The sequence below is a fragment of the Kitasatospora sp. NBC_00315 genome (assembly GCF_041435095.1).
GTDB lineage: Bacteria > Actinomycetota > Actinomycetes > Streptomycetales > Streptomycetaceae > Kitasatospora.
In genome coordinates this window covers 821,987-842,371 of the sequence record NZ_CP108025.1, presented here as the reverse complement: position 1 = coordinate 842,371, position 20,385 = coordinate 821,987, and the positions used below count along the sequence as shown (strand labels likewise).

Below are 20,385 nucleotides of genomic sequence, written 5' to 3'. Positions count from 1 at the left end.
GGCCCCCGGCCGGCGCCGGCCGGCGCCGGTCACGTTCCGTCACCGTTCCCGTTCCTCCGCCACGTCGTGCTGACTGCCGTGAAGCATCGGATGATGGGGGTATCCGGGCGGATTGAGGTGTGAGCTTATGCGCGGCGCGGACAGATACCGGTCCCCGTTCGAGGCCGAGAGCACCGCCGGAGCTCTCGTCGACGAGGACGGCATCGTGGTGGGCTGGACCTCGGCGGCCCGGGAACTGCTGGAGATCCGGGCCGCCGAGGTCTGCGGCCGTCCCGTCAGCGCGCTGCTCGCGGACCCGTCCGACTGGCCGGACGTCCTGGCACAGCGCACCGCCGGGGCGTGGACCGGCCGCGCCACGCTGCGTCACGGGAGCAGGCGGGAGCTGGACATCGACTTCCGGGTCCTGCCGCTGTCCGCGGGCGTACGGGGCGGGGCGGGCGCGGACGGCGACGGGCCGAGGCGGGGCAGCGGGATGCTGGTGCTCGGGGCGCCGACCGCGCTGGTCGCCAAGTGGCGCCAGGACCACGCCTTCACCCAGCAGCTGTTCCTCCAGGACCGGATCGGCCTGGCCGTCTTCGACGAGGAGTTGCGCCTGCTGCGCACCAACTCCCATCTGATGCCCTACACCGGCGTGCCGGCCGACCTCAGCGGCTTCCGGGTCGAGGACTTCCTCCAGCCGGAGGACGCCCGTTCGATCACCACCCACCTCCTGGAGGTGCTGCGCAGCGGTGTCCCGCGGTTCGGGACGGAGGCCCGGGTCCGCACCCGCGACGACTCCGGCGACGGGCGGGTGATGATGTTCACCGCCTTCCGCCTTCAGGAGGACCAGGGGCCGCCGATCGGTGTGACGATCGCCTTCACCGACGTGACCGACTTCGACCGGGCCCGCCAGCGGCTGGAGGTGCTGCACCGCTCGACCGTGGCGCTCGGCGGCTCGCTGTCCGTCACCCGGATCACGGAGGACCTGGCGGGCGTCCTGGTGCCGGCCCTCGCCGACGTCGCCGCGATCGACATCGCCGAGGCCGTGCTGACCGGCGAGGAGCCCGCCCCCGAGGATCAGCGGCAGACGGCCGTGCGCCGCACCGCCACCGCCGGGACGGACCAGGGCCAGGAGACCCGGCGGCCGATCAGCGCGCCCCTGCTGGCCAGGGGCGGCTTTCTCGGCACCGTCACCGTGTGGCGTGGCAGCGACCGTCCCCCGTTCGACGACGAGAACCTCTCGCTGCTCCAGGAGATCGCCAGCCGCGCGGCGCTCGCCGTCGACAACGCGCGCCGCTACACCCGCGAGCACCGGGCCGCCGTGAGCCTTCAACGCAGCCTCCTCCCGCCGGCGGCGACCGACATCGTCGCGGCCCAGACCGACAGCATCTACCTGCCCACGGACGCGGCCAGTGGGGTCGGCGGCGACTGGTTCGACGTGATCCCGCTGTCCTCGGCCCGGGTCGCCCTGGTGGTCGGCGACGTGGTCGGGCACGGCCTGCAGGCCACCGCCACGATGGGGCGGCTGCGGACGGCCGTACGGGCGCTGGCCGATCTGGACCTCGATCCGGAGGAACTGCTCCTGCACCTGGACGACCTGGTCGCCCAGCTCACCGTCGAGGCGGCCGGCGACCTCGACGAGGAGGACGCCCCACAGCGCACCGCCCAGGACTCCTCCGTCGGCGCGACCTGCCTGTACGCGGTCTACGACCCCGTGTCGGGCTGCTGCACGGTGGCCAGCGCCGGTCACCCGCCGCCGGCCGTGGTCCGCCCGGACGGCAGCGTCGAGTTCGTCCGGCTCAACCCCGGCCCGCCGCTGGGGGTGGGCGGCCTGCCGTTCGAGCCGGTGGACTTCGAGGTGGCGGCCGGCAGCGTGCTGGCGCTGTACACCGACGGCCTGGTCGAGCGGGGCGAGGGGGACCTCGACGAGGGCATGGCCGAGCTGCGCACCCGGCTGCTGGAGGCGGACGTGCTGCGCCGCCCGCTCAAGGCCGTCGGGCGGGACGTGACCGGCGGTCTCCCCCCGGTCCGCCTGCCGGACGACGTGACCCTGCTGCTGGCCCGGACCAGGATCGTTCCACCGCAGGACACCGCCTCCTGGACGCTGGAGGCCGATCCGGTGGTCGTCTCCCGGGCCCGGCGGCTGGTCGGCGAGCAACTGGAGCGCTGGGGGCTGGAGGACCTGGTGTTCCCGACCGAACTGGTGGTGAGCGAACTGGTCACCAACGCCATCCGGTACGCGGGCGGTCCGGTCGAGGTGCGGCTCATCCGGGCGGGCGTGCTGGTCTGCGAGGTCTCCGACCCGAGCAGCACCCAGCCCCGGATGCGCCGGGCGCTGGCCACCGAGGAGGGCGGGCGCGGACTCTTCCTGGTCGCGCAGGTGTCCAGCCGGTGGGGCAGCCGGTACACCCGCTCGGGCAAGACGATCTGGTCCGAGCAGCCCCTGCCGGAGGGCCTGCCCGGCGCGCCGAGCGGAAGGTGAGCGCGCCGGGGAGCGCTGAACGCCCCGGACGGCGGCGGACGAGTGCTCTGACCGCATGGGTTCGCCGGGGCGGTCGGTCTAACCTGGCTCCGTGACGGAGCAATTGAGCACGGTGGTGCTGATGTGCGGTCTTCCCGGAGCGGGCAAGACCACCTACGCGATGGATCTGGTGCGACGCGGTTTCGCCCGGTTGTCGATCGACGAAGTGGTCTGGCAACGACTCGGGCAGCGCGACGCCGGCCTGGTGCTGGAAGCTGAGGCGTTCGACCGGCTCAAGGAAGTGATCCGCCGCGAGCAACGGCAGGAACTGGTCGAGCTGGTGCTGGCCGGGCGCGACGTGGTGGTGGACTACAGCTTCTGGAGTCGCGCCGCTCGCGACGACTACAAGGCGCTGATCGAGCACCACGGTTGCCACTGGGAACTGGTCCACCTCAAGGCTGACCGGACGACGCTGGAGCGCCGCCTCGCAGTACGGAGCGGTGTAGAGGGTGCCAACGCCGTCACCGTGGACGAGGCGCTGTTCAACCGCTACCTGGCCACCTTCGAGGAACCGAAGGGAGAGGGTGAGCAGGTCGTCATGCAGTCCTCGACGTGAGGATCTGACGCCGTCCGGCGGGGATGGGACGCCCGCCCCAGCGGATGTCCTTTTCGCCGCGGATGCGTGCGCGTTCACGGCGTCGGGCGGCCAGCACGTGCTCGATCCGGTCCAGCTCGTCAGCCCCCATCCAATCGGTCCCGGCCTTCGCCAGCAGAATCCCGGTGAACCTGTGCGGCGGTCAGAGCAGTAGCGAGGCGCACTGCCGGCCCGGGGGTCGGGCCGGCAGTGCGCCTCGCGGGTCACCGGGCCGGGTTGCCGGTCCGGCAGGCGTTCAGGTGGCCGGGCGGGCGGTCAGACAGGTGCTCGGGCGGTCAGGCGGGCTCGGGATCGGTGGGGCGGTAGACCGTGAGGCCGGCCCGGGCCTTGGCCAGCCGCAGACTCCCGGTGGCCGGTACCGCCTCGCCGTCCACCGACATCCGGCGGGCCGTCCCGAGCGAGGTCACCTCCAGCGCCGACAGTCGAGCGGCCCGGTAGACCCGTGAGCGGCCGAGGGTGCCCGAGAGCAGGGCGCCGGCCAGCCGGGTCCGCGCGAACGGGCTGCTGCCGTCGACGGTGCGCACGTCCAGCAGGCCGTCGGCGAGCCCGGTGCGGCGGGTGGGCGCGAACCCGGGCGGGTCGTAGACGCCGTTGCCGGCGAACAGCAGCCACAGTCGGCGCGGTACGCCGGAGACCTCGACCTCGACCGGTTCGGCCTTGACGAGGGCGCGAGCCACCGCGACGGCCAGCGCCGGCCACTTGCCCAGCCGGCCCTCCAACTTCTCGCGCAGCTGTACCAGTTCGGGGTAGACGCCGAGACTGAAGGTGTTGGCGAACACCCGCTGCCCGCGGTCGTCGGTGGCCAGCCCCAGATCGACCGCGCAGCCGTTGCCGGCCTCCACGGCCGCCGCGCCCGCGTCCAGCGTGCGGATGCCGAGATCGACGGCGAAGTGGTTGAGCGTGCCGCCGGGGAAGACCGCCAGCGGCAGGCCGCGCCGGGCCGCGACCGTCGCGGCCACGTTCACGGTGCCGTCGCCGCCGCAGACTCCGAGGGCTCCGCCGCGTGCGGCCGCGTCCTCGGCGGCCGACTCCAGCAGCGCCACGAGGTCGTCGTCCGGGCCGGCAGTCCTGACGTCGGCCCCCGGGAGCAGCTCGGCCAGCCGCCCCGCCGGCGAATCCTGCTCGTTGCCGTTGCCGCGGCCCGAGTTGGCGTTGACGACCACGCAGAGTCCGGCGCCGCCCGGCAGTGCGGGCACCGCCACCCGGGCCGGCGCCGCCGGCACCGGGCTCTCGACGTGCCGGGGCCACCAGCGCAGGGTCAGTGCGGCGGCGCCGGCACCCAGCGCGAGACCGGCCAGGACGTCGCCCGGGTAGTGCGCGCCCACGTAGATCCGGGAGGCCGCGACCGCTCCCGCCACCGGCGCGACGACCAGCGCCCCGAGCAGCGGGGCCTCGATCGCCACGCCGACCGCGAAGGCCGCCGCCGAGGCGGAGTGGCCGGAGGGGAAGGAGGTGGTGAAGGGCTGTCGGACCAACCGGCGTATCACCGGCACCTGGTCGAGCAGCGGGCGCGGACGGCGGGTCAGGTGTTTGGCCGCCACGTTGGCGACCGCGGAGGCCACCGCGAGCGAGCCGACGCCGCGCATCGCCGCCCGCCGCCCCGTGCGCCCGCCGACCGCGGCGAGCACGGCGGCCGAGGACATCCAGAGCACACCGTGGTCGGCGGCCCGGCTCAGCCGAGGCAGGACGGGGCGGGCTCCGGGCAGACGGGCCAGCGCGATACGGGTGAACAGTGCGCGGTCGAGCGCGTCGAGGGTGGCCATGGCCGGAGGCTACCCGCGAACTCCGAGGTCACTCGCGTGCGACACCGGTCCGGCGACCCGAGCGGGCACCGATGGGCGGCGACCGGCCGTGGACCCGAGCGGGCACCGATGGGCGGCGACCGGAGCGGGCGGCGGCCGGAGCGGGGAGCGCTCCGGCCGCCGGACCGTCCGGTCGGCTACTTCAGGAAGTGCAGGCAGAGCGTGTACTGGTCCGAGCCCTGCTCCCGGTAGTAGTAGCCGTCGGCGTCCGAGAACGCCGTGCAGGCGCTCTCGCCGTCATGGGTGCCGGGCACCTTGCCGACGATCCTGGCGTCGGCGTCCGAGTCGGAGCAGTCGATCACCACCACGTCGGCGTCCTTGTCCTCGACCCCGGCGACCACCGTGTGCTTGCTGTGCACGCAGTCGCCGACCGAGGCGTAGCCAGGGTCCCGCTGCGCGCTGTAGACGATGGCCCCGACGACGATCAGCGGGATCAGCAGGCCCAGGATCGCCGGGCGCCGGAACACCGGCTTACCCGGGTCGGCAGGCAGGCCGGGGGCGCCGGGCAGCGGCGGGGCGAGCTTGTTGATCTTCGCCCGCTGGGGCAGGTTGATCAGCATCGTGATCGGGTTGATGAACGCGGAGCCGATGCCCCACCAGCCCTGCCAGAGGCTGTCCGCGGTCATCCGGCGGTGCGCGGCGATGCCGCAGCTGCGGCAGAACGGCCCCTGCAGCTTGAGGAACCGCATGATGATCACGAACCCCTGGTGGCCCCGGACGGTGGCCTGGACGGCCGGGACCGAACCGCAGAACCGGCAGCTCGGGCCGGCGAACGCCTGCGGGTTCCCGAACGCCTGGGGGCCCCCGAACGCCTGCGGGGCGCCGTAGCCCTGCGGTACGCCGCCGTAGCCGTGGGGGGCGTCGCCGTAGACGCCCGGCGTGGGCGCACCGGCCGGCGGAGCGCCGAAGCGCTGCGGAGCGCCGAAGCCCTGGGGGGTACCGAAGGCGTCCTGCCCGGGTGCTCCGGCCGGCGGTGCGGCGTAGGGGTTGGGCCCGGCGGGCGGAGTGTCGAACGGCGCCTGGGGCGGCGGAGTGGACAACGTGATCCCTCAGAGGTCGAAGCTGACGTGGTGACGGTGAGGGCCGCAACCTATCGGTGTCGCGCAATGATCCGAAAGTCTGATCGATCCGAGGGTCCGTATGGTCATTCAATCGTGATCAGACCGTCCCGTCCGGGCGCTCCCTGATGCTCCGTTGGTCCACGAATGAGTCGAATGGGATGATTGGGCCGCTCCGCCGCGCGCTCCGGGGGCCGGCGGGAAAAATCCGGGCGCGCCCGGAGGGGAACCCGGACAATCGGGCTCATGACCCTCTCCACCCCACGTCCGACCGGTTGGACGGTGACCCCGGCCCCGGTCGGCTCGTCCGACGCGCTGGCGCTGCTCCGCGACTACTACATCGAGGTCAGCGACCGCTACTACGAGCTGCACCAGGGCCGGTCCTCCACACCCGCCGAGATCGAGGAGGGCCTCGCCGGCTCGCCGAGCGACGACCTCGTCCCACCCACCGGGGTGTTCCTGATCGGCCGTCACGGCGGCGCGGCGCAGTCCTGCGCCGGCCTGCGGGTGCTGGACGGCCGGACGGTCGAGCTGACCCGGGTGTTCGTCCGCCCCGCCCTGCGCGGGACGGGAGGCGGCGGGCACCTGCTGGCGGCGGTCGACGAGGCGGCCCGCGGACTCGGCGCCGAACGGATCGTCCTGGACACCCGGCTCGACCTGGTCGAGGCCCGCGCGCTGTACGCCCGGCACGGTTACGTCGAGATCCCGGCCTACAGCGCGGGGCCGTACGCCGAGATCTGGTACGCCCGGGAGCTCGCGGCCGCCGCCACCACCGGCTGAGCCCGCCCGGCGGGCCCGGGGTGGCACCATGGCCGGGTAGGACGTCGGCCCCGCCGTGAGGGAGTACCTGGTGGAGAACACGGGCACGGCCCCGGAGCTGGTGGTGGTCGGTTCGGCCAACGCCGACATCGTCGTCCGGGCGCAGCGGCTGCCCGGGCCCGGGGAGACGGTGCTCGGCTCCGACGTGGCGACCCACGCCGGCGGCAAGGGCGCCAACCAGGCCGCCGCGGCCGCCCGGCTCGGCGCACGCGTCACGCTGCTCGCCCGGGTGGGCGAGGACGCGAACGGCGCGCTGCTGCTGCACGCGCAGCGCGAGGCCGGGGTGGACATCTCCCGCGTGCTGAGCGGAGGCGCGCCCACCGGCCTCGCGCTGATCACGGTCGGTCCCGACGGCGACAACACCATCGTGGTGTCCGCGGGCGCCAACGCCCTGCTCTCGGTGGCGGACGTCCGCGCCGCCGCGCCGTTGCTGGCGGCCGCGCCCGTGGTCTCGCTCCAACTGGAGATCCCGCCGGCGACGGTGGCCGAGGTGATCCGTACGGTCGGGCCCGGCACCCGGGTGGTGCTCAACGCCTCGCCGGCCGCGCCGCTGCCGGCCGAGGTGCTGGCGGCCTGCGACCCGCTGGTGGTCAACGAGCACGAGGCGCTGTTCCTGATCGGCGGCCGCGAGCACCCGGGCGGAGCGGACGTCCCGGACGGCGGGCCGGCGGCGGTCGGCGAGGCAGCCGGTGACGCGGTCGGTGACGCGGTCGGTCAGGCGGTCGGTGACGCGGTCGGTGACGCGGACGGCGGCGAACCCGAGGCGTGGGCCCGGGCCCTGCTCGCGCTCGGGGCACGCTCGGTCGTGGTGACCCTGGGCGCGGGCGGCGCGGTCACCGCCGAGGCCGGGGGCTGCTCCCGGACACCGAGCCCGGCCGTCCGGGCGGTGGACACCACCGGCGCGGGCGACGCCTTCACCGGCGCGCTCGCCTGGCGCCTCGGCGCCGGGGACCAGCTCGCCGAGGCCACCCGCTTCGCGGTCCGGGTGGGCGCCGCGACGGTCACCCGGCACGGCGCGCAGGGCTCCTTCCCGACGGCACGGGAGCTCGGGGCGTACTGACCGGTACCGCCGAATGACGAGGATCGTCGCCCATCCGTGTCGGATGGGCGGCGTTCGCACCCCGATCCGGGTGTCGAACGCCCCGGGTGCCGGCGCGGAACCTACGCTCCGTCCGGGAGTCGGGCGGCACCGCCCGGGCCGGATCCCGCCGTCGTCGTCCCCCGCGAGTACGCCCAGGAGTCCGTATGCCAGCACCGGGTCGCAGGGCCAGGGCCACCAGCCCCTCCGCCGCCCCGCCGAAGGGGCTGCGGGCACTGGGGGAGTGGTGCGCGCGCCACTTCGTGGTCGTCATCGTTCTGTGGCTGGTCGGGCTCGGTGGCCTGCACGCCCTGCAGAGCACCGTCGGCGGCACCTACTCCGACGACTTCACCCTGCCCGGCACGCAGTCCAACACCGGGCTGAACGTCCTCAAGACCTACCAGCCCTCGGCCGGCGGCTTCAGCTCCCAGATCGTGCTGCACGACGCCGCCGGGCCGCTGACCTCCGTCCAGGCCCAGCTGGGGCAGACCACCGCCGCGCTCCAGCAGCTCCCGCACGTCCTCGCGGTGACGAACCCGCTGCCGGCCACGGCGCCCGCGCAGCCGCCGAACCCCTCGCCGGTCTCCGCCGACGGCACCATCGCCTACCTCACGGTGCGTTTCGACCAGAGCCCCTCCTCGCTCGGGCAGGACTACCTGCACGGGATCGACGCCGCCGTCCAGCCGCTGCGCGCGGCCGGCATCCAGGTCGAGTACGGCGGCTCCCTGGGCGAGCTGGCCCGGCCGGAGACGGGCGACCTGCTCAGCGAGGCGATCGGCTTCGTGGTCGCGATCGTGGTCCTGATCGTCGGCTTCGGCAGCGTCATCGCGGCGGGGATGCCGCTGATCACGGCGCTGATCAGCGTCATCGTCGGCCTGAGCTGTCTGAGTCTGCTCGCCAACGCGCTGACCTTCGCGACCGTCTCACCGACCCTGGCCACCATGATCGGCCTGGGCGTGGGCATCGACTACTCGCTCTTCCTGATCACCCGTCACCGGCAGCGCCTGATGGACGGCGAGGATCCGGTGGCCGCGGCCGGCCGGGCGGTCGCCACCAGCGGCCGGGCCGTCCTGGTGTCGGGCTGCACCGTCATCGTCGCGCTGGCCGGCCTCTACGTCTCCCGGGTCACCTTCATCGGCAACCTGGGCGTCGCGGCGGCCGTCACCGTGATCACGGCCGTACTCGGCGCGCTGACCCTGACTCCGGCCTTCCTCGGGCTGGTCGGGCGCCGGATCGACCGCTACCACCTGCGCAAGCCGATCGCCGAGACCGAGGCGGCACCCGGTGAGGAGGTCACCGGTACCTGGCACCGCTACGCGCAGCGGGTGGAGCGCAAACCGTGGTGGTTCCTGATCAGCGGCGTCGTGGTGATCGGCGTGCTCGCGATCCCGCTCTTCTCGATCCAGCTCGGGCACATCGGGGACGGCGCGGACCCGACCAGCTTCACCGACCGGCGCGCCTTCGACCTGATCTCCGAGGGGTTCGGCCCGGGCACCAACGGGCCGCTGACGGTGGTGATCGACCAGTCCGCGGTGGCCTCCGGCGACCGCGCCGCGCTGGCCGGCACCGTGCAGAGCGCGCTCGCGGGCGTCTCCGGCACCCAGAGCGTCAGTCCGCTCCAGCCGACCACCGACGGGCAGGTGCTGGTCTCCACGATCATCCCGACCACCTCCCCGCAGGACCGCGCCACCACCTCGCTGGTGAACCACCTCAAGGACACCGTCCTGCCGCAGGCGGTCGCGGGGACCCCGGCCGCGGGCTACGTCACCGGCACGACGGCCGCCCAGGTCGACTTCCTGGACATCGTCTCGGCCCGGCTCCCCCTGATCATCGCGACCGTCGTGGGCCTGGCGTTCATCATCATCCTCACGGTGTTCCGGGGCCTGCTGATCGCGGTCAAGGCCGCGGTGCTCAACCTGCTGTCGATCGCGGCCTCCTACGGCGTGGTCGTCGCGGTCTTCCAGTGGGGGTGGGGCGGCCCGGCACTGGGCGTCTCCGGCAAGGTGCCGATCGAGAGCTACGTGCCGATGATGATGTTCGCGATCGTCTTCGGCCTGAGCATGGACTACGAGGTGTTCCTGCTGTCCCGGGTGCAGGAGGCGTGGATCCGCACCCGGGACAGCAAGGGCGCGGTCGCGCACGCCCTGGAGATCACCGCCCGGGTCATCTCCTGCGCGGCCCTGATCATGGTGAGCGTCTTCGCGGCCTTCCTGCTCAGCGACAACATCGTGGTGAAGATGCTGGGCCTGGGCCTGGCCGTCAGCGTGCTGATCGACGCCACCATCGTGCGCCTGCTGCTCGTCCCGGCCGTGATGACGCTGCTCGGCGCGCGGGCCTGGTGGATGCCGCACTGGCTGGACCGGATCCTGCCGCACATCGACGCCGAGGGCCAGGAGGAACCGGCCTGACGACGGGAGCGCCGCCCGGCGGCCTCAGCCGGTGGGCGGCAGGTGCGGGAAGCGGAACTCCGTCCGGCTGGTGAGGAGTTCGCCGGGCCGCAGCACGGTGCTCGGGTACTCCGGCCGGTTCGGCGAGTCGGGCAGGTGCTGGGTCTCCAGGCAGATGCCGCCGTGCACCGGGTGGTGGTGGCCGTCGGCGTCGGCGAGCGTGCCGTCCAACTTGTTGCCGGTGTACACCTGCAGGCCCGGCTCGGTGGTCCACACCTCCATGGCGCGTCCGCTCTCCGGATCGCGGAGCCGGGCCGCGGGCCGCAGACCGCCGGCCTCGGACGCCGGTCGCAGCACCCAGCAGTGGTCGAAGCCGCCGGCGTTCTTCAGCTGCTGGTCCTCGGCCGCCAGCGCCTCGCCGACCGGCCGGGCCAAGGTGAGGTCGAACGGCGTGCCGGCGACCGCCTGGAGCGGGCCGAACGGGATGGCGTCCGGTGCGACCGGCAGGTAGTGGCCGGCGTCCACCTCGACCAGGTGGCCGAGGACGTCGCCGGAGCCCGCGCCGCCCAGGTTGAAGTACGCGTGGTTGGTCAGGTTCACCACGGTCGGGCGGTCGGTGGCGGCCTCGAAGGCCACCGACAGGGTGCCCGCCTCGTCCAGCGCGTACTCCGCGGTCACCGACAGGGCGCCGGGGAAGCCCATGTCGCCGTCCGGGCTGAGCAGCGAGAGCCGGACGGCGGCCCGGTCCGGGGCCGGTTCGGCCTGCCAGAGCCGGGTGTGGAAGCCGTCCGGGCCGCCGTGCAGGGTGTGGCCCTGGTCGTTGGCCGGCACCCGGTAGGTCTGCCCGTCGATCTCGAACCGGCCCCCCGCGATCCGGTTGGCGAACCGCCCCACCAGGGCGCCGAGGTAGGGGCCGTCGGGTTCGGCGTAGGCCGCCGCGTCCGGCAGGGAGAGCACGACGGAGCGGCTGCGGCCGGCGGCGTCCGGCACCGACAGGCGGTGCAGGATGCCGCCGTAGGTGAGGATCTCGGCCGTCACACCGGAGGCCGACTCCAGTCTCCAGAGGTCCACGGGCCGCCCGTCGGGGGTGCGGCCGAACGCTTCGCGGTGGGGTACGGGCTGGGGCATCGTCAGTCCTCGGGGAGGTGCGGCGCGCCGGGCGGCGGCGGGCGGTCGGTTGCGGTGCGGGTCAGGTGCGGCGGGCGGTCGACTCCCGGACCGTCAGCGTGTAGCCGGGCTGGATGTGCTCGGGCTCCAGTCCGTCGGCGCCGGCGAGCCGGGCGACGACGCGCTGGACGGCGAGTCTGGCGATGGCCTGCTTGTCGGGTGAGACCGTGGTGAGGGCGACCGGCGAGAAGCGGCCCTCCTCGATGTCGTCGAAGCCGACCACCGAGATGTCCTGCGGCACTCTCAGCCGGCGCTCGGTCAGCACCCGCATCGCGCCCAGCGCGACCAGGTCGTTGTACGCGAACACGGCGTCGGGCCGCTCGCCGCGGTCCAGCACGGCGTTCATCGCGGCGGCGCCGTCCACCCGGCCGTAACCGTCGGTCGCCGCGACCAGGGAGTCGTCGCAGGGCAGCCCGGCCGCCGTCAGCTCCTCCCGCCAGCCGCGCAACCGCAGGTGGGCGGGGCGCCGGGCGCTCTCCCGGCGGGCGCCCAGAAAGGCGATCCGCCGGTGCCCGAGGCCGGTGAGGTGACGCACCGCGCTGCGGGCGGCGGCCACGTTGTCGATGGCGATCTGGTCGTACGGCGCGTCGTACTCCCGCTCGCCTAGCAGGACCAGCGGCGCGTCCTCGGAGCGGCCGAGCAGGTCCTCCGCCTCCAGCTCGATCGGGCTGAGGATCAGTCCGTCGATGACGTGGGCCCGGAAGCCCTGGGAGACGAGCACCTCCTTCTCCCGCCGGCCACCGGTGTGGTCCAGCAGGACCGTGTAGTCGTGGCGGGCGGCCGCGTCGATCACGGCGCCCGCCAGTTCGGCGAAGTACGGGTTGCCGAGCTCGGGCACGGCCAGCGCGATGATGCCGGTCCGCCCCTTGCGCAGGTGGCGGGCGATCAGATTGGGCCGGTAGCCGAGCTCGTCGATCGCCGCCTGGACCCGCTCCCGCATCGCGGGTGTGACGTGCGGGTAGTTGTTCACCACGTTCGAGACGGTCTTGACCGATACGCCCGCGAGCTGCGCGACGTCCTTGAGGCTGGCGCCCACGGATTTCCTTCCTTCGGCCGGCCGTTTCGGCGCGGCGGTGCCCGGCCCCAGTGTGGCCCTTCGGCCCCGCGGACGGTGACATCCGGGACCGGGGCCGGGCGTGTTCGCCCGGGGCCGGGCGGGCTCAGGTCCGGCGGACCTTCGAGAGATAGCGCTGGGTGACCACGACCAGGATCAGGAATCCGCCGCTGACCACCGACTGGTACGAGGAGTTGAGCGAGCCGATCTGGTTGATCAGGTTCTGGATCACGGCCAGCAGCAGTACGCCCCACAGGGTGCCGGAGATCGATCCGGCGCCGCCGACCAGCAGCGTGCCGCCGATCACGACGGCGGAGATCGCGTCCAGCTCCATGCCCACGCCGATGATGGTCACGCCGGAGGACAGCCGCGCCGCGTTCAGCGCGCCGGCCAGACCGGCCAGCAGACCGCTCAGCACGTACACCAGGACCTTGGTGCGGGCCACCGGCAGACCCATCAGGGTGGCCGCGTCGGCGCTGCCGCCGACGGCGAACATGGTCTGCCCCAGCGAGGTGCGCTGCAGCACCAGAGCGCCGACCCCGAACAGCGCCAGGGCGAACAGGACGGGGTAGCCGAAGCCGCCGACGGTGCCCTGGCCGAGCTCGGCGAACAGCGAGCCGTGCGGGACGAGGTAGGTCGTGCCGCCCTCGTGGGTCAGCGCCAGCAGCAGGCCGCGGGCGGCGAGCAGGGAGGCCAGCGTCACGATGAACGGAGCCATCCCGGCCTTCGCCACCAGCAGGCCGTTGACCGCGCCGATCGCGCCGCAGACCACGAGCGGTACCAACAGCGCCGGTACGGCGCCCCACTGGGAGGCCCAGGCGGCCAGCACGCCGCCGAGTGCGAAGACCGAGCCGACCGAGAGGTCGATGCCGCCGGTGATGATCACCATGGTCATACCGAGGGCGACGATGGACAGGAACGAGACCTGCACGGTGATGCCCCGGGCGTTGTCCAGGCTGGCGAAGGCCGGGAAGACGAACGAGGAGACCACGACGACCAGCAGCAGTACGGCCAGCACGCCCTGACGGCGCAGCAGGGCGGCGGCCCGGGTGACGGAACCGGCGGGCAGTGCGCCCGCCCGTGGGGTGGAGGCGGTGGAGGCGGTGGAGATCAGGTTCATCGGGATCGACGCTCCCGGGCGACATAGACGGCGACGAGGATGATGGCGGCCTGCGCCATCTGGGCGGTGGAGTCGTGCAGGTTGTGGCTGACCAGGGTGGCGTGCAGCAGCTGCATCAGCAGCGCGCCGGTCACCGTGCCCAGTACCCGGATCGATCCGCCGGTGAGCGGGGTGCCGCCGACCACCACGGCGGTGATCGCGGAGAGTTCCATCAGGTTGCCGAGCGCGGACGGATCGCTCGCGGTCAGCCGGGCGGTCGCCAGCACACCGGCCAGCGCGGCGAGCACGCCGCACAGCACGTACACCCCGATCAGCACCCGGCGTACCGGCAGTCCGGCCAGCGCCGCGGCCGCCCGGTTGCCGCCGACCGCGACCAACTGCCGCCCGAAGGTGGTGCGTTGCACGAGGAACGCGACGGCGAGCGCGAGCACCCCGGCGATCAGCACGACCACCGGGACGCCCAGGACGTCGTCGGTGCCGAGCCCGAGCAGATCGGTGTTCTCGATCTGCTTGAGGCGCCCGTCGGCGATCACCAGGGCCAGGCCCCGGCCGCCGACGAACAGCGCCAGCGTGGCCACGATCGGCTGGAGCCCGACCAGGGAGACCAGCGAGCCGTTGACCAGGCCGACCAGCACACCGGCGAGCAGGGCCACCAACAGGGCCGGCACCAGGCCGTACCCCAGGTAGAGCGGCAGCAGCGAGCCGGCCAGCGCCATGGTCGAGCCGACCGACAGGTCGACACCCTCGGTGCCGATCACCAGCGCCATGCCGAGCGCCACGATGACGACCGGGGCGACCTGGACGAGCTGCGTGCGCAGGTTGGCGACGGTCAGGAAGTGCTCGGTGAAGAGCGCGTTGAACAGCAGCAGCACGGCCACGGCGAGGTAGACGCCGTACTGCTGCAGCAGCCGGGTGACGTCCGGTCGGACCGGAGCCGTCCGGGGCAGGGAGAGGGGAGCGTGGGTCATCGCGGGCCGTCCTGGCCGTCGGGGGCGGTGGAGCCGGAAGCGGGGGAGTGGGTGGCGACGGTGGCGGGGGCACTCGGGGAGTGGGCGGCGGGGGCGGCGGGGGCGTGGTCCGCGAGGACGGCCAGCAGGTCCTCCTCGGTCACCCGCTCACCGGTCAGCTCGCCGGCGACCGCGCCGCCGCGCAGCACCAGGAGCCGGTCGGCGCCCTCGATCAGCTCCTCGATGTCCGAGGAGATCAGCAGCACGGCCAGTCCCTCCTGGGCGAGTTCGTCGATCAGGGCCTGGACCTCGGCCTTGGCACCGACGTCGATGCCCCGGGTGGGCTCGTCCAGCAGCAGCACCTTGGGCTCCAGGCACAGCCAGCGGGCCAGCAGCACCTTCTGCTGGTTGCCGCCGGAGAGCTCGCCGACCTTCTGCTCGGGACCGGCCGCCTTGATCCGCAGCCGCTTCATGAAGATGTCCACGATCCGGTCCTGCTTGCGGCGCGAGACCACACCGAACCGGGAGAGCCGGGGCATGGCGGCCAGCACGATGTTCTCGCGCACCGACAGCCCGGGGACGATGCCCTCCGCCTTGCGGTCCTCCGGCAGCAGGCTGATGCCCGCCCGGATCGCCGCCGCCGGACTGGGCCGGCGCAACCTGCGGCCGGCCACCGTGATCTCGCCGCCGTCCAGGGCCAGCGCCCCGGCCAGCGCCTTGGCGGTCTCACTGCGGCCGGATCCCAGCAGGCCGCCGAGCCCCAGCACCTCGCCGGGCCGCAGCGCCAGGTCGATCCCGTGCAGCTCGTGGGTACGGGTCAGACCGGTGGCCGTCAGCACCGGCTCCCGCTCGGCGTGGTGGCCCCCCGCGAACGCGGTGACACCGTCGCGGCGCACCTCGGTGAGCTCGCGGCCGAGCATCAGCGAGACCAGCTGCATCCGGTCCAGCTCGGCCAGCGGCCCGGTGTGCACCAGCCGGCCGTCCCGCAACACGGTGACGCGCTCGCAGATCCGGTACAGCTCGTCCATCCGGTGGCTGACGTAGACCACGGCGATCCCGCGCCCGTGCAGCTCGCCGATCACCCGGAAGAGCGTCTCCACCTCCCGGGGTTCCAGCGAGGAGGTCGGTTCGTCCATGACCACCACGCGGGCCTTGACCGAGACCGCCCGGGCCAGCGCCACCATCTGCTGGGTCCCGACGCCGAGCGTCTCCAGCGGGCGCCGGACGTCGGCGGTGACCCCGAGCCCGGTCAGCAGCTCGGCCGCCTCCCGGTGCATCCGGGTGAAGTCGATCAGGCCCAGCCGGGTCTTCGGCTCCCGGCCGAGGAAGATGTTGCGGGCCACGCTCATCAGGGGGACGAGGTTGACCTCCTGGTAGATGGTGGCGACGCCGGCCTGCTGCGCCTCGAACGGGCGGCCGAAGGACACCGGCTCGCCACCGAGCCGCAGTTCACCGCCGTCGGGGCGGTGCACGCCGGTCAGGACCTTGATCAGCGTCGACTTGCCGGCGCCGTTCTCGCCGACCAGGGCGTGGATCTCGCCGGCGCGCAGGGTGAACGACACGTCGTCGAGGGCCACCACGCCGGGGAAGCGTTTGCTGACGCCGACGGCCTCCAGGACGGGCGGCGCTTCGGTGGCCGCGGGTGCGGACGCTGCCGGGGCGGCTTGGGGTGGTGCCATGGTGATGGCCTTCCGGGGTTGGGCGGGGTTCGGGGGAGCGGGGCCGGGCCGTCCGGGGAACGCGGCGTGGACGGCCCGGCGCAGGGAACGGACGTCCGTCAGTAGGCGCCGTCGAGCGAGGACTTGGCGTTGTCCGCGTCGTAGGCGCGGTCCGAGATGATCACGTTCTCCGCGATGCCCTCGCCACCGAAGAACTTCTGCGCGGTCGCGAAGGCGAGCGGCCCGAAGCGGGGGTTGGACTCGATCACGCCGTTGTACTCGCCGTTCGCCAGCGACTGGACGGCGTTGCGGGTGCCGTCGACCGAGACGATCTTGATGTCGCTGCCGGGCTTCTTGCCGGCGCCCTTGACGGCGGTGACGGCGCCCAGGCCCATCTCGTCGTTCTCCGCGTAGATCGCGGTGATCTCGGGGTGCGCCTGGAGCAGCTGCTCGGTCACCTGCTGCCCCTTGTCGCGGGCGAACTCGCCGGTCTGCTGGGCGACGATCTCCAGCCCGGGGGCGGTGGCGGCGATCTCGTCGACGAAGCCCTTGGTGCGGTCGGTGGTGACGCCGTTGCCCGAGGTGCCGAGCAGGACGGCGACCTTGCCGGTGCCACCGGTCGCCTTGGCCAGGGCGTCGGCGGCGCGCTTGCCCTGCTCGACGAAGTTGGAGCCGATGAAGGTGAGGTAGTCCTTGCAGGCGGTGGCGTTGAGCTTGCGGTCGATGGTGATGACCGGGACGTGCTTGGCGGCGGCCGCCTGCAGGGCCGGCTCCAGGCCGTCCGAGTTGAGCGGCGCGATGATGAGCAGCTGCGCGCCCTGGTTGAGCATGTCCTGGATGTCGCTGATCTGCTTCGGGAGCTGCGACTGCGCGTTGGTGGTGAGGAGCTTCTTGACGCCGAGCTTGGCGGCCTCGTCCTTGATGGACTGGGTCTCGGCGATCCGGAACGGGTTCGCCTCCTTCTCGGACTGCGAGAAGCCGACGACGGCGTCCTTGAGGTCGATCTTGGTGGCGCCGTAGCTCTGCAGGGTGCAGCCGCTGCCCGCGGCGGCGTCGCCGGCGGCGGCACTCGGCGAGGCGACCACCTGGGCGCCGGCGCTGGAGTTGCCGCCGGCCGAGGTGGAGGACTCCTGCTTGGCGCAGCCGGAGGCGGTGAGGGCGGCCGCCACGGTGAGCAGGCAGGCGGCGGTGAGGGTGCGAGATCTGCGAATGGTCATGCTCACGACACTCCTTGGGGGCGGCGGTGGGGACCGCCGTGCGGTTCATCGTCTTGAGGGGTCGGGCGGACGTCCGGTGTCGGCCGTGGTCCGTACGACTGGTGCGCGTCGGGTGCACGCGTCGGGTGGAACGCGGTTGACCTGGGCCGACGGCCTGACCGAGATGCGCGGCCCGGCGCCGGGAGGGCGTCGGTGCCGGCTTCGGGAGGTCGGGCCGCCCTGGCGTTTACAACGTTATACACACCCCGGCGGAGTGCGACAAGAGATCGCTCTCCCGGTTTCCGGAACATTTCCTGACCGTGACCTCAAGGCCCCTGTGGGCTTGGTGGCAAAGGCGGCGGCGGTTTCGGGCGAACTTCTGCCAGGGCCCTGGACAGGGCCACTGACGCGTGCTCTTATGCCGTTGGCAGCAGCGTTTCTAACGTTGGAATAGTGCTCACCCGACCCGGCCCCCACCTCGGCCGAGTCGCTCCGGCTGTCCCGGCAGGTCCCCGCCGGCCGTTTCGGCCCAGGTCACGTACCCCGGCCGTGCGCACCCGGCCGCTTCGCCCCCGCCGTACCGTGATCGGCCGCGCCACCCCCGCCCCCGGCCGAGCGCCCGACCGCGTTCCGTCCAGGCCGCTGCCGGCCCCCGCACAGTCCCATGCACCAGGAGAGATCTGATGACCGATCGGTACGAAGCCGCCTCCCCGTCCGCCGACCCCGCCGCGGCCCGGCAGTCCGAGCCCCGGACGCCGGCCCCCGGTTCGGTCAGCCGGCGAAGCCTGGTGCGCTGGTCCGCCACGGCGGCCGTGGCGGCCGCGGGGACCTCCCTGCTCCAGAGCGGCACCGCTCGCGCCGACGCGCCCGCCGACGGCCCCGCCGACGCGCCCGCCCGGGGCGCCGCCGACGGCCGGGCCGCGGCGTTCGCCCCGGCCTTCGACCCGATCCGGCCGCCGGCCACCCCGCTCGCCGTGCGCTCCCCGTACCTGAGCACCTGGCTGCCGGCCGACAACCTGGTCGGCAACTGGCCCACGTTCTGGACCGGCCGCACCACGGCGATGGCCGGCCTCGCCCGGATCGACGGCACCCCGTTCATCGTCATGGGCAACCCGCAGATCCCGAACCGGACCCTGCGCGGCATGGCGCAGCGCTCGCTGGAGATCACCGCGACCCGCTCCACCTACGTCCTGGAGGCGGGCGGCGTCGAGCTCACCCTGACCTTCCTCTCGCCGGTCGAGCCCGGCGACCCGCGCCGCCAGTCGATGCCGCTCTCGTACCTCACGGTCGGTGCCCGCAGCACGGACGGCGCCGATCACAAGGTCAGCGTCTACTTCGACATCTCCGGCGAGTGGGCCCACGCGCACGACGACACCCCGATCGGCTGGGCCCAGCAGCAGACCGGCTCCGTCACCTCGCTGGCGATCACCCCCGCGACGCCGAAGGTGCTGCAGGAGGTCAACGACATGGCGGCCTGGGGCAGCGTGGTCTGGAGCGCCACCAACCGCACCGGCATGACCTGGCAGACCGGACCCGACAAGGACGTGCGCGCCGCCGCGATCACCACCGGCGCGCTCGCCAACTCCTCCGACACCCGCCAGCCCCGCGCCATCAGCGACAACTGGCCCGTGTTCGCCTACAACTTCGACCTCGGCACCGTACGCAGGCCCATCGACCCGGTCGTGCTCTCCGTCGGGCACGTCCGGGAGATCGCGATCAACTACCTGGGTCAGCAACTGCCCGCCCTCTGGAAGACGTACTGGCCCACCTGGCAGCAGATGACCGCCTTCTTCCACACCGACGCCCAGGACGCCCAGCGCCGGACCGCGGCCTTCGACCGAAAGGTCCGCCAGGAGGCCACCGACGCCGGCGGCGCCAAGTACGCCGCACTGTGCGCCCTCTCGCTGCGCCAGGCCTACGCCGGCACCGAACTGGTCAGCCGGGGCGGCGCGCCCTGGGCGTTCCTCAAGGAGATCTCCAGCGACGGCAACGTCTCCACCATCGACGTGACCTACCCGGCGATGCCGGCCTTCCTCTACACCGACCCGGCCTACCTCGGCTACATCCTTGAGCCGTCCTTCGACTACCCGGAGCACGGCGGCTGGCCCAAGACCTTCGCCCACCACGACCTCGGCTCCGGCTACCCCAACGCGACCGGCCACAACGACGGCAACGAGGAGGACATGCCGATCGAGGAGTCGGCCAACATGCTGATCATGACGGCCGCCTACCTGGACCGGATCGGCGCCCCGGCCCGGGCCTTCGCAGCCCAGCACTACCCGATCCTCAAGCAGTGGGCGGACTACCTGGTCGACAACACCCTGGACCCGGGCTTCCAGAACCAGACCGACGACTTCACCGGCTTCATCGGCCACAGCGCCAACCTCGCCCTCAAGGGCATCACCGCGGTCGGTGCGATGAGCAAGATCGCCACCCTCACCGGGAACTCCGCCGACGCCGCCCGCTATCTCGCCGTCGCGAAGGACTACGCCGGCCAGTGGGTCGGCAAGGCCCAGGACGCCCCGGCCGACCACCTCAAGCTCGCCTACGACCAGCCCGGCACCTGGAGCCTGAAGTACAACGGCTACCCGGACACCCTCCTCGGGCTCGGCCTGGTCCCGCGGACCGTGGCCGCGGAGGAGGCGGCCTGGTACCTCGGCCAGGTCAACCAGTACGGAGTCCCGCTGGACGTCCGCCACTCCTACACCAAGGCGGACTGGGAGATCTGGACCGCCGCCTGGCTGCACGACCAGCCGATCCGGGACTACCTGGTGGGCGCCGTCTACGACTTCGCGCACACCTCCCCCTCCCGGGCCCCGTTCACCGACTGGTACGACACCGTGAGCAACCGCCAGAGCGGCTTCCAGGCGCGGCCCGTGCTCGGCGGGATCTTCGCGCTGCTCACCGTCCAGCAGAACCACCAGCACTGACCACCCCGTCCGATCCGGCTCTCCGGGCGGGCCGCCGGCTCCACCGCCGGCCCGCCCGGGCGGCCCGACCACCC

General features: G+C 73.2%; 14 protein-coding genes. 6 read left to right on the top strand and 8 right to left on the bottom strand.

The genetic code is table 11. The annotated features are described in order from the left end of the window. Positions 1-127 precede the first annotated feature (127 nt). Positions 128-2,461 (top strand): SpoIIE family protein phosphatase, encoded by a 2,334-nt coding sequence (locus OG823_RS03505; RefSeq protein WP_371477393.1) that lies wholly within the window; start codon positions 128-130, stop codon positions 2,459-2,461. Between the two features lie 91 nt (positions 2,462-2,552). Beyond that, positions 2,553-3,056, top strand: a complete 504-nt coding sequence (locus tag OG823_RS03500; RefSeq protein ID WP_371477392.1) for an AAA family ATPase — start codon at positions 2,553-2,555, stop codon at positions 3,054-3,056. Positions 3,057-3,370: 314 nt separating this feature from the next. On the opposite strand, the gene OG823_RS03495 is transcribed toward OG823_RS03500, so the two are convergent. Beyond that, positions 3,371-4,858 (bottom strand): bifunctional phosphatase PAP2/diacylglycerol kinase family protein, encoded by a 1,488-nt coding sequence (locus OG823_RS03495; RefSeq protein WP_371477390.1) that lies wholly within the window; start codon positions 4,856-4,858, stop codon positions 3,371-3,373. Positions 4,859-5,034: 176 nt separating this feature from the next. Next, the gene (locus tag OG823_RS03490) at positions 5,035-5,937 is read right to left on the bottom strand and encodes a hypothetical protein (protein ID WP_371477388.1); all 903 of its coding nucleotides are present in this window, start codon (positions 5,935-5,937) and stop codon (positions 5,035-5,037) included. Positions 5,938-6,201: 264 nt separating this feature from the next. Between OG823_RS03490 and OG823_RS03485 the strand changes: the two genes are divergently transcribed. The 3 genes from OG823_RS03485 to OG823_RS03475 all read left to right on the top strand — a co-directional run bounded on the left by OG823_RS03485 (position 6,202) and on the right by OG823_RS03475 (position 10,260). After that, on the top strand, positions 6,202-6,735 hold the full coding sequence (locus tag OG823_RS03485; RefSeq protein ID WP_371477386.1) for a GNAT family N-acetyltransferase: 534 nt from the start codon (positions 6,202-6,204) through the stop codon (positions 6,733-6,735). A gap of 67 nt (positions 6,736-6,802) precedes the next feature. Beyond that, entirely contained in the window at positions 6,803-7,834 is a 1,032-nt protein-coding gene (locus tag OG823_RS03480) for a ribokinase (RefSeq protein ID WP_371484288.1), read from the top strand. A gap of 185 nt (positions 7,835-8,019) precedes the next feature. Next, complete coding sequence (locus OG823_RS03475) at positions 8,020-10,260, top strand: MMPL family transporter (RefSeq protein ID WP_371477384.1); 2,241 nt, start codon at positions 8,020-8,022, stop codon at positions 10,258-10,260. A gap of 24 nt (positions 10,261-10,284) precedes the next feature. Here OG823_RS03475 and OG823_RS03470 read toward each other — a convergent pair whose 3' ends face one another. The 6 genes from OG823_RS03470 to OG823_RS03445 all read right to left on the bottom strand — a co-directional run bounded on the left by OG823_RS03470 (position 10,285) and on the right by OG823_RS03445 (position 17,402). Further along, positions 10,285-11,367, bottom strand: a complete 1,083-nt coding sequence (locus tag OG823_RS03470) for an aldose epimerase family protein (protein WP_371477383.1) — start codon at positions 11,365-11,367, stop codon at positions 10,285-10,287. Positions 11,368-11,428: 61 nt separating this feature from the next. Then, entirely contained in the window at positions 11,429-12,442 is a 1,014-nt protein-coding gene (locus OG823_RS03465) for a LacI family DNA-binding transcriptional regulator (RefSeq protein ID WP_371477381.1), read from the bottom strand. 124 nt (positions 12,443-12,566) lie between these two features. Beyond that, positions 12,567-13,580, bottom strand: coding sequence for an ABC transporter permease (locus tag OG823_RS03460; protein ID WP_371477380.1), 1,014 nt, complete (start codon positions 13,578-13,580; stop codon positions 12,567-12,569). Continuing rightward, the gene (locus tag OG823_RS03455; protein WP_371477378.1) at positions 13,577-14,548 is read right to left on the bottom strand and encodes an ABC transporter permease; all 972 of its coding nucleotides are present in this window, start codon (positions 14,546-14,548) and stop codon (positions 13,577-13,579) included. The genes OG823_RS03460 and OG823_RS03455 overlap by 4 nt, the downstream gene beginning before the upstream one ends. After that, a complete protein-coding gene (locus OG823_RS03450) occupies positions 14,545-16,206 on the bottom strand; it encodes a sugar ABC transporter ATP-binding protein (RefSeq protein WP_371477376.1) in 1,662 nt (553 codons plus the stop codon). The genes OG823_RS03455 and OG823_RS03450 overlap by 4 nt, the downstream gene beginning before the upstream one ends. 98 nt (positions 16,207-16,304) lie before the next feature. Further along, the gene (locus tag OG823_RS03445) at positions 16,305-17,402 is read right to left on the bottom strand and encodes an ABC transporter substrate-binding protein (protein WP_371477375.1); all 1,098 of its coding nucleotides are present in this window, start codon (positions 17,400-17,402) and stop codon (positions 16,305-16,307) included. A gap of 662 nt (positions 17,403-18,064) precedes the next feature. On the opposite strand from OG823_RS03445, the gene OG823_RS03440 reads away from it, so the two are divergent. Further along, positions 18,065-20,311 carry a glutaminase domain-containing protein gene (locus OG823_RS03440; protein WP_371477373.1) on the top strand — a complete coding sequence of 749 codons (2,247 nt, stop codon included), beginning with the start codon at positions 18,065-18,067 and terminating at the stop codon, positions 20,309-20,311. Positions 20,312-20,385 lie beyond the last annotated feature (74 nt).

Excerpts from the sequence above, each read along its gene's own strand:
- OG823_RS03505 (WP_371477393.1), top strand. The coding sequence starts at position 128 with ATGCGCGGCGCGGACAGATACCGGTCCCCGTTCGAGGCCGAGAGCACC.
- OG823_RS03495 (WP_371477390.1), bottom strand. The coding sequence starts at position 4,858 with ATGGCCACCCTCGACGCGCTCGACCGCGCACTGTTCACCCGTATCGCG.
- OG823_RS03485 (WP_371477386.1), top strand. The coding sequence starts at position 6,202 with ATGACCCTCTCCACCCCACGTCCGACCGGTTGGACGGTGACCCCGGCC.
- OG823_RS03475 (WP_371477384.1), top strand. The coding sequence starts at position 8,020 with ATGCCAGCACCGGGTCGCAGGGCCAGGGCCACCAGCCCCTCCGCCGCC.
- OG823_RS03470 (WP_371477383.1), bottom strand. The coding sequence starts at position 11,367 with ATGCCCCAGCCCGTACCCCACCGCGAAGCGTTCGGCCGCACCCCCGAC.
- OG823_RS03460 (WP_371477380.1), bottom strand. The coding sequence starts at position 13,580 with ATGAACCTGATCTCCACCGCCTCCACCGCCTCCACCCCACGGGCGGGC.
- OG823_RS03455 (WP_371477378.1), bottom strand. The coding sequence starts at position 14,548 with ATGACCCACGCTCCCCTCTCCCTGCCCCGGACGGCTCCGGTCCGACCG.
- OG823_RS03450 (WP_371477376.1), bottom strand. The coding sequence starts at position 16,206 with ATGGCACCACCCCAAGCCGCCCCGGCAGCGTCCGCACCCGCGGCCACC.
- OG823_RS03445 (WP_371477375.1), bottom strand. The coding sequence starts at position 17,402 with ATGACCATTCGCAGATCTCGCACCCTCACCGCCGCCTGCCTGCTCACC.
- OG823_RS03440 (WP_371477373.1), top strand. The coding sequence starts at position 18,065 with ATGACCGATCGGTACGAAGCCGCCTCCCCGTCCGCCGACCCCGCCGCG.